The 13230-nt window shown below is 68.5% G+C and carries 10 protein-coding genes and 4 pseudogenes; 8 read left to right on the top strand and 6 right to left on the bottom strand.

Annotation, left to right across the window (positions count from 1 at the left end; translation table 11 throughout):
• Together K7854_RS36485 and K7854_RS36480 are read right to left on the bottom strand one after the other, a co-directional pair.
• Positions 1 to 664, bottom strand: a 664-nt coding sequence (locus tag K7854_RS36485) for a potassium channel family protein (protein WP_226030852.1), incomplete at its 3' end; no start/stop codon positions are given.
• The gene (locus K7854_RS36480) at positions 664 to 1335 is read right to left on the bottom strand and encodes a potassium channel family protein (protein WP_189749628.1); all 672 of its coding nucleotides are present in this window, start codon (positions 1333 to 1335) and stop codon (positions 664 to 666) included. The genes K7854_RS36480 and K7854_RS36485, both read right to left, overlap by 1 nt.
• Before the next feature lie 550 nt (positions 1336 to 1885).
• On the opposite strand from K7854_RS36480, the gene K7854_RS36475 reads away from it, so the two are divergent.
• The 4 genes and pseudogenes from K7854_RS36475 to K7854_RS36460 all read left to right on the top strand — a co-directional run bounded on the left by K7854_RS36475 (position 1886) and on the right by K7854_RS36460 (position 7065).
• Complete coding sequence (locus tag K7854_RS36475) at positions 1886 to 3982, top strand: APC family permease (protein WP_226030851.1); 2097 nt, start codon at positions 1886 to 1888, stop codon at positions 3980 to 3982.
• Between the two features lie 50 nt (positions 3983 to 4032).
• Entirely contained in the window at positions 4033 to 5397 is a 1365-nt protein-coding gene (locus tag K7854_RS36470) for a class I SAM-dependent RNA methyltransferase (RefSeq protein ID WP_226030850.1), read from the top strand.
• A 668-nt stretch (positions 5398 to 6065) separates the two neighbouring features.
• Positions 6066 to 6878 (top strand): annotated as a pseudogene (locus K7854_RS36465) (DUF5753 domain-containing protein).
• Positions 6875 to 7065 (top strand): annotated as a pseudogene (locus K7854_RS36460) (DUF397 domain-containing protein). Before K7854_RS36465 ends, K7854_RS36460 begins: the two co-directional pseudogenes overlap by 4 nt.
• Positions 7066 to 7119: 54 nt before the next feature.
• On the opposite strand, the gene K7854_RS36455 reads toward K7854_RS36460, so the two are convergent.
• The 3 genes and pseudogenes from K7854_RS36455 to K7854_RS36445 all read right to left on the bottom strand — a co-directional run bounded on the left by K7854_RS36455 (position 7120) and on the right by K7854_RS36445 (position 9304).
• Positions 7120 to 8262, bottom strand: coding sequence for an EcsC family protein (locus tag K7854_RS36455; RefSeq protein WP_226030849.1), 1143 nt, complete (start codon positions 8260 to 8262; stop codon positions 7120 to 7122).
• On the bottom strand, positions 8204 to 8560 hold the full coding sequence (locus tag K7854_RS36450; RefSeq protein WP_372481117.1) for a hypothetical protein: 357 nt from the start codon (positions 8558 to 8560) through the stop codon (positions 8204 to 8206). The genes K7854_RS36455 and K7854_RS36450 overlap by 59 nt, the downstream gene beginning before the upstream one ends.
• Before the next feature lie 123 nt (positions 8561 to 8683).
• Positions 8684 to 9304: pseudogene (locus K7854_RS36445) on the bottom strand (TetR/AcrR family transcriptional regulator).
• 146 nt (positions 9305 to 9450) lie between these two features.
• On the opposite strand from K7854_RS36445, the gene K7854_RS36440 reads away from it, so the two are divergent.
• Both K7854_RS36440 and K7854_RS36435 read left to right on the top strand, forming a co-directional pair.
• Positions 9451 to 10215, top strand: coding sequence for a siderophore-interacting protein (locus tag K7854_RS36440; RefSeq protein ID WP_226030853.1), 765 nt, complete (start codon positions 9451 to 9453; stop codon positions 10213 to 10215).
• Between the two features lie 44 nt (positions 10216 to 10259).
• A pseudogene (locus K7854_RS36435) lies at positions 10260 to 10755 on the top strand (integrase core domain-containing protein); the annotation flags it as partial.
• On the opposite strand, the gene K7854_RS36430 reads toward K7854_RS36435, so the two are convergent.
• The gene (locus K7854_RS36430; RefSeq protein WP_226030848.1) at positions 10752 to 11345 is read right to left on the bottom strand and encodes a TetR/AcrR family transcriptional regulator; all 594 of its coding nucleotides are present in this window, start codon (positions 11343 to 11345) and stop codon (positions 10752 to 10754) included. The pseudogene K7854_RS36435 and the gene K7854_RS36430 overlap by 4 nt on opposite strands.
• Positions 11346 to 11464: 119 nt before the next feature.
• On the opposite strand from K7854_RS36430, the gene K7854_RS36425 reads away from it, so the two are divergent.
• Positions 11465 to 12172 (top strand): hypothetical protein, encoded by a 708-nt coding sequence (locus K7854_RS36425; RefSeq protein ID WP_226030847.1) that lies wholly within the window; start codon positions 11465 to 11467, stop codon positions 12170 to 12172.
• A 46-nt stretch (positions 12173 to 12218) separates the two neighbouring features.
• Entirely contained in the window at positions 12219 to 12911 is a 693-nt protein-coding gene (locus tag K7854_RS36420) for an SDR family NAD(P)-dependent oxidoreductase (protein ID WP_308112609.1), read from the top strand.
• Positions 12912 to 13230 lie beyond the last annotated feature (319 nt).

Genomic DNA, 13230 nt, shown 5'->3' with positions numbered 1-13230 from the left:
GCCGCCGGCGTGCCGACAGCAGGTCCTCCAGCTGCTCCTCCCGCGCCTGCGCGGCGACGAAGAGCAGCTCGTCGCCCGCCTCCAGGGAGTCCTCCCGGGACGGCGTCAGCACCCGGGTGCCGCGGATGATCGTCACCAGCGAGGTGTCCTCGGGCCACTGGACGTCACCGACCTGGGTGCCGGCCAGGGCCGACTCCTCCGGCAGCGTCAGCTCGACGAGGTTGGCGTCGCCGTGGCTGAAGCGCAGCAGCCGGACCAGGTCGCCGACGCTCACCGCCTCCTCCACCAGGGCCGACATCAGCCGCGGGGTGGAGACGGCCACGTCCACGCCCCAGGACTCGTTGAAGAGCCACTCGTTCTTCGGGTTGTTCACCCGGGCGACGACGCGCGGAACGCCGTACTCCGTCTTGGCCAGCAGGGAGACGACGAGGTTGACCTTGTCGTCGCCCGTCGCGGCGATGACCACGTTGCAGCGCTGGAGCGCCGCCTCGTCCAGCGACGTGATCTCGCAGGCGTCGGCGAGCAGCCACTCCGCCATCGGCACCCGCTCGACCGAGATCGCGGTCGGCGCCTTGTCGATGAGCAGGACCTCGTGGCCGTTCTCCAGCAGCTCGCCCGCGATCGAACGGCCGACCGCGCCGGCTCCGGCAATGGCGACCCTCATCAGTGACCGCCCTCCTCTTCGGGACCCTTGGCGAACGCCGCCTCGACCTTGTGGACCTCGTCGGTGCGCATCATCACGTGCACGAGGTCACCCTCCTGCAGGACGGTCTGCGAGGACGGCAGGATCGCCTCCCCGAGCCGGGTGACGAACGCCACCCGCACGCCCGTCTCCTCCTGGAGCCGGCTGATCTTGTGACCGACCCAGGCCGAGGAGGTGTGCACCTCGGCGAGCTGGACGCCTCCGGTGGGATCCCGCCACAGCGGCTCGGCCCCCGAGGGCAGCAGCCGGCGCAGCATCTGGTCGGCCGTCCAGCGGACGGTGGCCACGGTGGGGATGCCCAGGCGCTGGTAGACCTCGGCGCGGCGCGGGTCGTAGATGCGGGCGGCGACGTTCTCCACGCCGAACATCTCGCGTGCCACACGGGCGGCGATGATGTTCGAGTTGTCTCCGCTGGAGACGGCGGCGAAGGCGCCCGCCTCCTCGATCCCCGCCTCGCGCAGGGTGTCCTGGTCGAAACCGATGCCGGTGACCCGGCGGCCGCCGAACGAGGAACCGAGGCGTCGGAAGGCAGTGGGGTCCCGGTCGATCACGGCGACCGTGTGCCCCTGCTGCTCCAGGGTCTGGGCGAGCGCGGAGCCCACCCGCCCGCAGCCCATGATGACAATGTGCATCGCCTCACACCGCGCTTCCTGCGGGCCCGCCGGCCTTAGTGGATGTCCTGCTCATGTCTCTCTTTCGGCTCGCCTGGCGACACGTCGCGGCCAGTGTGCGGGCCGCAGGGGAACATCATGCCGGTGCGCACCGGCGCTGACGCCGCTAGGGGCCCAGGAGGCCGGGTTCCCCCGCCCGGACCCAACGTATCGGCGTCCGGATCCAACGTATCGGCAGGCCCCTCGGGCCCGCAGGAGCCGTCTCACCCGCCGGCCGAGGACCCCCGGCGGCAGATGCTCCGGATGCTGGCGACCGTCAGGATTCCGAGGCCGACGAGCGCGGCGACGCCGCCGATCAGCTCTGCGCTCAGGTGCATGGGACCTCCAGGGGCGGCAACGGGGGGAAACCGGGCGGTGCTTGCCGGGTGAGCAGTCATATAGCCATGCGAATGCCCTCACCTGCGGAATCCGCAGCCGCACCGCCCGACGAATTCACCCGTAGAGCAGACGGCGGACGGATCTGGGGTGGCGGTTGGGCGGGCGCCCGTTCGAACGCTTACGATCCTCTGTTGTGTCCAAACTGACCGACGTGCCCAAGCGGATCCTCATCGGGCGCGCACTGCGCAGCGACCGGCTGGGCGAAACGCTCCTGCCGAAGCGGATCGCCCTTCCCGTGTTCGCGTCCGACCCGCTGTCCTCCGTGGCGTACGCACCCGGCGAGGTGCTGCTCGTCCTGTCCATCGCGGGCGTGTCGGCGTACCACTTCAGCCCCTGGATCGCGGTCGCGGTCGTGGTGCTGATGTTCACCGTGGTCGCCTCCTACCGGCAGAACGTGCACGCCTACCCGAGCGGCGGCGGCGACTACGAGGTGGCCACCACCAACCTCGGCCCCAAGGCCGGTCTGACCGTCGCCAGCGCCCTGCTGGTCGACTACGTCCTGACCGTCGCGGTCTCCATCTCCTCCGGCATCGAGAACCTCGGCTCGGCGATCCCCTTCGTCGTCGAGCACAAGGTCCTGTGCGCGGTCGCCGTCATCCTGCTGCTGACGCTGATGAACCTGCGTGGAGTGAAGGAGTCGGGCAGCCTGTTCGCGATCCCGACGTACGTCTTCGTCGCGGGCGTCTTCATCATGATCGTGTGGGGCGCCTTCCGCGGCCTGGTCCTGGACGACACCATGCGCGCCCCGACGGCGGACTACGAGATCAAACCCGAGCACGGCGGCCTGGCCGGCTTCGCCCTGGTCTTCCTCCTGCTGCGGGCCTTCTCCTCCGGCTGCGCGGCGCTCACCGGCGTCGAGGCGATCTCCAACGGCGTCCCGGCCTTCCGCAAGCCCAAGTCGAAGAACGCGGGCAACACGCTCGCGATGATGGGCCTGCTCGCCGTCACCATGTTCTGCGGCATCATCGCGCTGGCCTCCGCGACCGACGTGCGCATGTCGGAGAACCCGGCCACCGAACTCTTCCACAACGGCGTCGCGGTCGGCTCGGACTACGTACAGCACCCGGTGATCTCGCAGGTCGCCGAGGCGGTCTTCGGCGAGGGCAGCTTCCTGTTCGTCGTTCTGGCCGCGGCCACCGCGCTGGTCCTCTTCCTCGCCGCCAACACCGCCTACAACGGCTTCCCGCTGCTCGGCTCGATCCTGGCCCAGGACCGCTACCTGCCGCGCCAGCTGCACACCCGCGGCGACCGCCTGGCCTTCTCCAACGGCATCGTGCTGCTGGCCGGCGCGGCGATGCTCCTCGTCTTCGTCTACGGCGCCGACTCGACCCGACTGATCCAGCTCTACATCGTCGGCGTCTTCGTGTCCTTCACGCTCAGCCAGATCGGCATGGTCCGGCACTGGAACCGCCACCTGGCCGCCGAGCGGGACCAGGCCAAGCGCCGCCACATGATCCGCTCCCGCGCGATCAACGCCTTCGGTGCCTTCTTCACCGGCCTCGTCCTGGTGGTGGTGCTGGCGACCAAGTTCACGCACGGCGCCTGGGTCGCGCTGCTCGGCATGTGCATCTTCTTCGCCACCATGACGGCGATCCGCAAGCACTACGACCGCGTCGCCGAGGAGATCGCGGCGCCGGAGGACCCCGAGGAGGCGCAGAGCGACGACATGGTGCGTCCCTCCCGCGTCCACTCGGTGGTCCTGATCTCCAAGATCCACCGCCCCACGCTGCGCGCCCTCGCCTACGCCAAGCTGATGCGCTCCGACAGCCTGGAGGCGCTCAGCGTCAACGTCGACCCGGTCGAGACGAAGGCGCTGCGCGAGGAGTGGGAGCGCCGCGGCATCGCCGTACCGCTGAAGGTCCTGGACTCGCCGTACCGCGAGATCACCCGGCCGGTCATCGAGTACGTCAAGAGCCTGCGCAAGGAGTCCCCGCGCGACGCGGTCTCCGTGATCATCCCCGAGTACGTGGTCGGCCACTGGTACGAGCACCTGCTGCACAACCAGAGCGCCCTGCGCCTCAAGGGCCGCCTGCTGTTCACCCCCGGCGTCATGGTCACCTCCGTCCCCTACCAGCTGGAGTCCTCCGAGGCCGCCAGGCGCAGGGCCCGCAAGCGCCAGGACTGGAGCGCGCCCGGCGCGGTGCGGCGCGGACCGGCCCAGCACCAGGACCGGGACGGGGGCCGGGACGGGGGCCGGGACCGTACGAAGGACTCCTCCTCGTCCACGTAGACTGGACGGCTGTTGTCCTCAGTCCCCCCGTTCTCTGGAGTCACCCCGCCATGCAGGCAGAACCGAAGAAGTCGCAGGCGGAGTCACGAGCGGCCACGCCGTCGGTCTCGCTGGTGGGGGAGGAGTACGAGGTCGAGGTCGGCCCCGTCGCCCACGGCGGCCACTGCATCGCCCGCACCGCCGAGGGCCAGGTGCTGTTCGTCCGGCACACGCTGCCCGGCGAGCGGGTCGTGGCCCGGGTGACGGAGGGCGAGGAGGGCGCCCGCTTCCTGCGCGCGGACGCGGTCGAGATCCTGGACCCCTCCAAGGACCGCATCGAGGCCCCGTGCCCCTTCTCCGGCCCGGGCCGCTGCGGCGGCTGCGACTGGCAGCACGCCAAGCCTGGCGCCCAGCGCCGCCTGAAGGGCGAGGTCGTCGCCGAGCAGCTCCGGCGCCTGGCGGGCCTCACCCCCGAGGAGGCCGGCTGGGACGGCACCGTGATGCCGGCCGAGGGCGACAAGGTGCCGGCGGGCCAGGTCCCGTCGTGGCGCACGCGCGTGCAGTACGCGGTGGACCCGGAGGGCCGCGCGGGCCTGCGCAGGCACCGCTCGCACGAGGTCGAGCCGATCGACCACTGCATGATCGCGGCGGAGGGCGTCAGCGAGCTGGGCATCGAGAACCGTGACTGGCCCGGCATGGCCGCGGTCGAGGCGATCGCGGCGACGGGCTCGCAGGACCGCCAGGTCATCCTGACCCCGCGCCCCGGCGCCCGCCTGCCCATCGTGGAACTGGACCGCCCGGTCTCGGTCATGCGCGTCGGCGAGAAGGACGGCGGCGTCCACCGCGTCCACGGCCGCCCCTTCGTCCGCGAGCGCGCCGACGGCCGCACGTACCGGGTCGGCTCCGGCGGCTTCTGGCAGGTCCACCCGAAGGCCGCCGACACCCTGGTGACCGCGGTCATGCAGGGTCTGCTGCCCCGCAAGGGCGACATGGCCCTGGACCTCTACTGCGGCGTCGGCCTCTTCGCCGGCGCCCTGGCCGACCGGGTCGGCGACCAGGGCGCGGTCCTCGGCATCGAGTCCGGTAAGCGCGCCGTCGAGGACGCCCGGCACAACCTCGCCGCCTTCGACCGCGTCCGCATCGAGCAGGGCAAGGTCGAGTCCGTCCTGCCCCGCACCGGCATCGACGAGGTCGACCTCATCGTCCTCGACCCGCCCCGCGCGGGCGCCGGCCGCAAGACGGTCCAGCACCTGGCGTCCCTGAACGCCCGCAGGATCGCCTACGTGGCCTGCGACCCGGCGGCGCTGGCCCGGGACCTGGGGTACTTCCGGGACGGGGGGTACCGGGTGCGGATGCTGCGGGTGTTCGACCTGTTCCCGATGACGCATCATGTGGAGTGCGTGGCGATTCTTGAGCCTGTCGAAAAAGGCCGCTGACCTGCGGCTTTAGTCGATGCGCATGATGTGCGCTATGAGCGTTACGGGCGATATCTTGACGCTCGAATGACGCTCTCCGAGGTATCTTGACGCTCATTTCACGCTCGTTCTGATGGCGCGTCAGGTACCTTGTCGGGCAGGTCAGACCCTGTCGAAGGGGCGAGCACCGATGGGGCACCGAGGGCAGGCGACGCTGAGCGTCTGCTGAGCCGTGCTGATCAGATGTCCCGGAAGAGACCAGCCAACGCCGTGACCTGCGGCGTCTGGCCGTCGGAGGTCGTTGACCTGCATGAATGTCCTTTCGGTTGTTTCAAGCTCGTCCTGGCTGATGCGGCCGGAAGTCCCAGGAAAGCCCCAGAGAACGCCCACGGGCAGGCGCCACTCTTTCGGCTCTGTACAGGGCATGCGAGTGCGCTGTGGGCTGGTGATCGTGGATCGACACCCGAATGAACGGCAACGCGCACTGCTCGAACGGCTGGCGGCCGGTGAGGAGCATCCCGCAGCGGGCCAGGCGGGTGCCCCGACGGGTGGAGGACAGCAGCTGGGTGAACGTCCGGAGGCTGACGGGCGCTTGGGGTGCGGTGCTGTCTATGACGTGCCCGTAAGCTGACGCACCGTGGGCCTCATACCTGGGCACACGGTACGTACGCGCCTGGAGGCGACCGCGGATGTCGTACGGCGACCTGAGCGAGAACGAGGCCCTGGCGCTCTGCGAGGACGAGTGGGAGCCCGACCCCTGGGACAGTCTGCAAACGTTCGGGGCCGTCGTCCAGGCACTGCGGGAGCATGCGGGCTTCAGCAGGGTGGAGTTCGGGGAGGCGGATGCCGGACGAGTCGTTGTGGAGCGGGCGGAGGAGGCGCCTGGGAATAAGGGGCGTCGCGGAAATCGGCGCGGCATCTGACTCGGGGGGACGCTGGGCTGGCGGCCTGGTTCCGGCGTTGGGCGAGGCTGGAGCGAGACGCGGTGAGTCTGTGCACGAGTGCCGGTTGGCGCCGGGGCTTCTGCAGTCGGAGGGTTATGCGCGGGCGCTGTTTGAGAGCCGCATTTCCCTGCTCACCGACGATCAGCTGGAGGCTCGGGTCGCAGCGCGTCTGGAGTGACAGAAGATGTTGTACGAGAGGTCGACTGTGCCGTTCCACTTCATCGTCGGGAGTCTCTCTTTCGGCGGCGGCTGGGCGGTGTCGAGACGCAGCGGAGGCAGCTGGACCATGTGTTGGAACACACCGCGCCCCGTAATGTGACCCTGCAGATCATGCTGACGGATGCTGAGTTCCACTCCTGTCTGGATGGCCCGCTCCGGCTGTTGGAGACACCCCAGGGCCGACGGCTCGCGTACTCGGAATGGCAGGAGAACGGCCGCCTGACCGCTGGCTCGAAAGACGTGAGCCTCCTCTGCCGGCGCTATGACACGCTGAGCTCGCAGGCCCTGGACCCCAAAGACTCACGGGGTCTGTTGGAGCGACTGCGAGGAGAGCCATGAGCACGACGGAACTCGCCTGGTTCAAGTCCAGCTGCAGCGGCAGCTCCGGTGACGACTGCGTGGAGGTCGCCATCGCAGCGCGGAGCAGACTGTGCATGTGCGCGACTCCAAGGACGCTACGCGTTCTTACCGCGCAGTCGGCCGGGACGGCTGGGCGCGGTTCGTGGGGTTTGCAGCGCGGGTTTGAGCCGTGTTCGTCCCGGCGGTCGCGTGAAGGACGCTCCCGCCGGGACACGAAGGGTCAGTGGAGGTCGGGTCCACCCGCCTCGACGATCTCGGCGAGCACGCTGATCTCCTCGTCGGCGTCGTCCGGTACGTCGAGGTCGTCACCGAGGAACGGACCCGGCTCCTTCGCGTCGGCGAGATGCGGGTACTTCTCCAGGAGGAACCGTCGCCGGTAGGCCATCTCGGCGGCGTCGACGATCCCCTCCAGGGTGGTCCAGTTGAGGGTGCCTCCTACGACGATCCCGAACGCGGGTACGGCTTTTCCGAGTCCCTTTTTGGTGAGACGGAAGCCGAACGCCTTCGCGAACTGTTGAGAGACCTTGGTGACGACCGACTCGCTGAGGACTTCCCACGTTTTGCCGCGGAAGAGTGCCTGGGTGAGCCGGGAGATGTCGGCCATCGCGGCGTTCTTGGCGGTGGCCGAACTTGCCGTCCCGACGTTGACGACGGACATCACGAAGAGCTTCTCGGCAGGCTCCTCGGGGTCGTAGCCGTAGAACAACGAGACCTGGCCGACGGCACGGGACGCGAGTCCGAGGACGGCTGCCGTGTCGGCGGCGAACGCGCCCGCGATCGCACCCCCCGAAGGCGCTGCGGCGGCGCCGGCGGAGGCGGCGATGACGAGTTCTCCGCCGGAGATCACCAGCCCTGCGCCCGCTCCCGAGAGGGCCGCGACGGCCGGGTAGTACCAGCTCGCTTTCCGCCCGCGGACAGCGTCGACCAGCTCCAGGTCGAGGCGGCGCAGGTCGGGAAGCGACTCGACCTCGTGCCCGCGCTTCTTGTGGAGCGCCACCACACGCTTGGACGAAAGGCCCGCTCGCGAGACCCGCCCCAGGGTCTGTCTAAAGGACTGAACGGCAGTACCGCTCCAGTCCGGCAGGGCGTCGGCGGCTCCGCGAGCCCCTGTGCCGACCTTCTGAGCGCCCTTGGCGACCGCTTTCTGTCCACGCGAAACCGCCGATTGGGCCCGTGGGTGGTTCTCCAGTTGCTTCGCGACACGCGTGCCGAGTTTCCCGACGCCGTTGGCCACGTACTCGCCGGCGTTGGTCATCGCTCGTGACAATGGGCGGCCCCTGAACTGCTGGATGGCGAGCCATGCCTCAAGCTCGTAGTCCGAGGGAAGCCGATCGGGCTGCTGCGGGTACTGCGGATCGCTCATGGTCCGTGGAGTTCCTGTCTCTGGGACGAGCTGTCAGGCGGGGTGGCCGCGGGCCGTGGCCCGGGGGCGGGGTGAGCAGGGAGGCGTAGGACTCGCCGTCCACGAGGGCATTCTCCCGGCTGAGGCCAGCGGTGGCCATGCGCTCGTACTCGGTGAGGACGAGCAGCTTGGCGCGGTGCTCGCCGTACTTGGCGATCTCGTTGTTCCTCAGGCCGCTCGCCTCCGACTGGAAGGTGTCCAGGATGTAGTCGGCGTCCTCGGCAGAGTTGCCGTACAGGTGGAAGAAGTACGCGTCCAACTCGGCCCGTAGTTGCGCCCGACGTGCCTCGTCCCAGCGAAACGGCTCGCCCTCATCGCCTAGGTGTATTGACCACAAGCGTTGTTGACACACGTATCGGCAATGACCGGGGTGTGCTTGTAGTCACTGGTCGCCGTGCAGGTATCGGGTGATCATGGCGACCAGCTCTGTCTCCAGCCTTTCGACCTGGTTGGGGTGCGGGGTTGCCATGAGTTTGTGGGTGTTCATTTCTACGGTTCCCACGACGAGTTCTGCGGCCATGTCGAGGTCCTGCATCTGGACGTCCGGATGCCGGGCGAGCACCTCGCGTACCTGGCTCACCCGGGCTTTGCCGTGCCGGTCGATCGCTTCGATCAGGTCACTGGAGACCGGCGCTTCCTCGATCATGATCCGCAGGAGCTGAGGGTCGTCGCGATGGTGGTCCATCGCGTCCCGGACCAGGGACCGGATGGCGTCCTTCAGGCTGCCGGGGGTCATGTCCAGCTCATCGGCTCCCGACCACGCGCCGCCGTCGATATGCCGGACCAGCCGCTCGGTGAGGATGGCGTCATTGTTCGGGAAGTACTGCTAGAGCGAGCCGATGGACATGCGGGCCCGTTCGGCGATCCGGTTCGTGGTGCCAGCCGCGTACCCGTACTCGGCGAAAACGTGAGCAGCCGCAGTGAGGATCCGCTCGCGGGTGAGTTCGGCGCGCACCTGTCTGGGCTTGCGACGTGGGGTGAGACGGCGGTCGGCGGGCGTCATCCGTTGATCCTTCCGGCCGGTCAAAAGCGAGTAGATAATAGCTGAGCTTTTACTCAGAATAATGCTATGAGCTGCGGAAACAAGCTGAACACAATTCTGGGAGTACGGCGGTGATCCCCCGGGTGACCCTCCCTCGTGAGCGCAGGATGATCACCTTGGAGGTGCGGCGATGTCATCCGGTCTCACCCGGCTTCGCCACCGTCACCCTGGGCGGCGTCGGCATCCGGCACCTCGTTCCAGGAGGCCCGGATCAGGCTGTGCGGCTGTTCTTCCCGCGGGAGGGGCAGTGTGACCTGCGGATGCCGACTGCCTCGAACGAGGCGTGGATGGCGCAGGTCCTGCTGATGCCGAAAGCGGCCCGCCCGTGGGTGCGCAATCTGACCATCCGGAGCCTGCGGCCGGCGGAGCAGGAGCTCGACATCGAGTTCGCCCTCCACGGCGACTCGCCCATGACCTCGTGGGTACGTCGGGTCCGGCCAGGTGACCGGGCCGGGATCTTCGATCTCGGCACCATGTACCGGCCGCCCGACCATGCCCGGGGGCGTCTGCTGGCGGGCGACGAGAGTGCGCTGCCGGCCATCTTGTCAATTCTGGACAGTGATCCGAGCCCGCTGCCCACCGAAGTCTTCGTGGAGGTGGCGAGGGCGCGCGACATCCGGTCCGTATCCACGCCGCCCGGGGTGCGCATCCACTGGCTCAGCCGCGACGGCGAGAGCCTGCGTCCCGGTGTCCGCGCCCTGGAGGCGGTGGGTGATGCCGAACTGCCCGAAGGTCCCCTCTACGCGTGGGTGGCGGGTGAGTCCCGGCTGGCCACGGGTATCCGGCGGCACCTGGTCAACGACCGCGGCGTACCCAAGCGGGACGTCTCCTTCTACGGCTACTGGCGACTGGGCCGGTCGGCCCCCGGCTGAAAAGAGTCCTCACGCAGCAGTACACCTTCGCGCCGGACGTCGCCAATCGACAGGCCACTACCAACACGCGTAGGGGCGGCAGCCCCGTGATCGGCTACAGCTTCGTCCACTCCGCCATCGACGACTATTCCCGGCTAGCCCACAGCGAGGTCCTGACCAACGAGCCCAAGGAGACCGCCGCCGCGTTTGGCGGCGCGCGAACACCGTCTTCACCGAGCACGGCATCACCGTCGAACGCGGCCTGACCGACAACGGCTCCTGCTACCGATCCCGACTGTTCGGTGAAACCTTGAGCGCGGCTGGCCTAGTCCACAAATGCACTCGGCACCGTCCGCAGACGAACGGCAAGGGGGAGAGACTGAATCGGACCCTGCTGGACGAGTGGGCATACGTACGCCCGTACTCCAGCAATGCCGAACGCACAGAGGCCTTGCCCTGATGGACTTCCTTCACATCTACAACTACCACCGATGCCATACGGCGCCTGGAGGTCAGCCACCCATCAGCCGTGTAAACAACGCTCCAGGTCAATACAGCTAGGTGATCAGGGGGAGGTAAATGGTGTCGACAATTTCCTGGATGTCCTGGGAAGGCATCGGTTTCATGTCCATGAGTGCCTGGTGGCGGAGCAGGTCGTAGGGGAGTCGGGTGATGCGGGGGGTGAGTTTTGTGCCGTCGATCTCTCCGCGTTCGACAGCGCGCTGCGTGACGGACTCGATCAGTGTCCACCTTTCATCGATCAGGGACGCGCGCAGGTCGGCGGGCGTGGTTTCCGTTTCTTCGAAGTAGGCGGCCAGTTGTGCGGTCATGGCTGCGGCGAACATGGTGAACGCGCCGTTGAGCTGTTCGAGCAGGCTGATTGTGTCCTCGCGCAATGCCCCGGTGTCCGGGTCGGTGAGCGGGAAGCTGTCGCTCACGCGGCCGATGGCGTCGCGGACGAGGAGGTCCTTGGTCGGCCAGTGGCGGTTGACGACGGGACGGCTGGTGCCGGCGCGGTCTGCGACCGCGGCGAAGGAGAGGCCCGCGTAGCCACGTTCCATGAGTTCTTCCCAGGCGGCGTCGAGGAGGGCCGCCTGCAGTTCTGCTCCACGTCGGCGGCGGGGTCTGGGCTCCGGACTTGCAAGATGCATGTGTGCATCTTATTTTGGGTGTCCGGTGCACAGCAAGCGGTACGGCCCTTGCCGTGCTCCTGGCGCGTCGCCGACGCTCCGGCACGGCTGGCGTGGCCCCTTACGGAAGGAAGAACATCATGAACACTCGCAACGATGCCCAGCAGACCACCCCGGTCTCGATAGATGTGCACACCATGGGTCGCACCGTCGACGAGACCCAGGTCGACCAGTGGGAGCTCAAGGCCGCACGCCGGGCCCTGAGGAACCTCAAGAGCGTGACCAGCGGCCAGGTGATGATGGACCTCCTCGCCGAACAGATCGAAGCCGGCGACCGGTACTACAGGGAACTCGTCGCGGCCTCCGGCGGCGCCTACCGCGAGTCACGCACAGAGTTCACCATCCGCGGCCTCAGCGGCACCTCCATGGCCAACTGGTTCTCCGCACAGGCCGGCACCGGACGCTTCCTGGACAAGTCGCTGCTCCTCAACGCCCACCCCGAGCACTACGTGGAACCGCCCACCTACACCGGCGGCATGGTGGAGACGATCGACGGCCGCCTGTGCCGGTTCAAGGTCTCGGTGGCGCGCGAACTCCCGGACGCGGTCGCCGCCTTTCTCGACGCCTCCTACCCCGTGACCCTGATGACCGCCCTGCTCAGTCTGGATGACGACACCCCCTTCGCCTACTGCCTTCACCAAGCCCGCGACACCGACGCCGGCGCCGACGTGGTGGTGCGCGTGATCTACCCATCGGCCGCCCCGGACTCAATGATCGAGGGCCACTGCGAGCACCTGTCGATCGAATTCCGCAGCTGGATCCGCAACGCGGCCACCGCCACCCGCTGACTCGGCAAAGGCCACGCACATGACTTTCACGAAAAGGAAGGCGCTGGTGACCGGGGCAGGGGCGCTCGGCGGGCTGGGGCACGCGGTGGCGCGGATCCTCGCCCTCGGCGGTGCCTATGTGACGGTCACCGGACGCGACCCGCAGCGCGGCGCCCAGGTCGTCGAGGATCTCGGTGCCAGGGCCCGGTTCCTGCCAGCCGACCTCAGCGACAGCGAGGACGTGCGGAGGCTCGCCGAGGAAGCCGGAGACGTCGACGTCCTAGTCAACAACGCCGCCGTCCTGCTTGGCGACACTCAGGACCTGTCCGCCTTCGACGACGCGTTCGCCGTCAACGTGCGCGCACCGTTCGCACTCACCACCGCCGTGGCACCGCGCATGGCCGCGAACGGAGGCGGCAGCATCGTCAACATCTCCTCCACCGCCGCCGGCATCGGCATGCCCGCCATGGCCGTCTACGGCGCGTCCAAAGCCGCGTTGGAATCCCTGACACGGGCCTGGGCCGTAGAGTTCGCCGCTGGCAACGTCCGCGTCAACGCCGTCTCACCGGGGCCGATGCGCTCGTCGAAGGCGGTCGCATCACTCGGTCAGGATGTCGGCGGATACGGTGAGACGGTGCCGATGGCCCGCGTAGCCGACCCGGCCGAGGTCGCCGAGATCGTCGCCTTTCTGGCGAGCAACCGGTCCAGCTTCACCACCGGGGCGGTCGTCGCCGCCGACGGAGGCCGGTCCGCGATCTGACCGGACCTCGGCTTGCCCTACCGCGGTTCCGCCCTGGAGTACTGGTTTCAGACTGCCGGGCAGCAGCAGTCACCCGATTACCGCCTACGGCTACCGGGCCAGTTCCACGGTGATCTCTTCGTTCGGGCAGCGGGCCAGCTCGCTGTTCAGGGCCTGCTACTCCGCGGGGTCGGCTGAAAGCCGGAAGCGGGTCTTCCCCATCTCCTACTGCGTGTTGTACTCGCACCGGTTGCCCTCGGCTGGCGGCTGCCACTGCGCGGGGCCCTTCCCTCCCGTGGAGCGGTTGCTGCGCGCGGAGACCAAGACCAGGGACCGTGGG

The organism is Streptomyces hyderabadensis (assembly GCF_020404845.1).
GTDB lineage: Bacteria > Actinomycetota > Actinomycetes > Streptomycetales > Streptomycetaceae > Streptomyces > Streptomyces hyderabadensis.
The sequence above is the reverse complement of the archived record's forward strand: the minus strand, read 5'-3'. Positions and strand labels throughout refer to the sequence as shown.

Excerpts from the sequence above, each read along its gene's own strand:
- K7854_RS36480 (WP_189749628.1), bottom strand. The coding sequence starts at position 1,335 with ATGCACATTGTCATCATGGGCTGCGGGCGGGTGGGCTCCGCGCTCGCC.
- K7854_RS36470 (WP_226030850.1), top strand. The coding sequence starts at position 4,033 with ATGCAGGCAGAACCGAAGAAGTCGCAGGCGGAGTCACGAGCGGCCACG.
- K7854_RS36455 (WP_226030849.1), bottom strand. The coding sequence starts at position 8,262 with ATGAGCGATCCGCAGTACCCGCAGCAGCCCGATCGGCTTCCCTCGGAC.
- K7854_RS36440 (WP_226030853.1), top strand. The coding sequence starts at position 9,451 with ATGATCACCTTGGAGGTGCGGCGATGTCATCCGGTCTCACCCGGCTTC.
- K7854_RS36430 (WP_226030848.1), bottom strand. The coding sequence starts at position 11,345 with ATGCATCTTGCAAGTCCGGAGCCCAGACCCCGCCGCCGACGTGGAGCA.
- K7854_RS36425 (WP_226030847.1), top strand. The coding sequence starts at position 11,465 with ATGAACACTCGCAACGATGCCCAGCAGACCACCCCGGTCTCGATAGAT.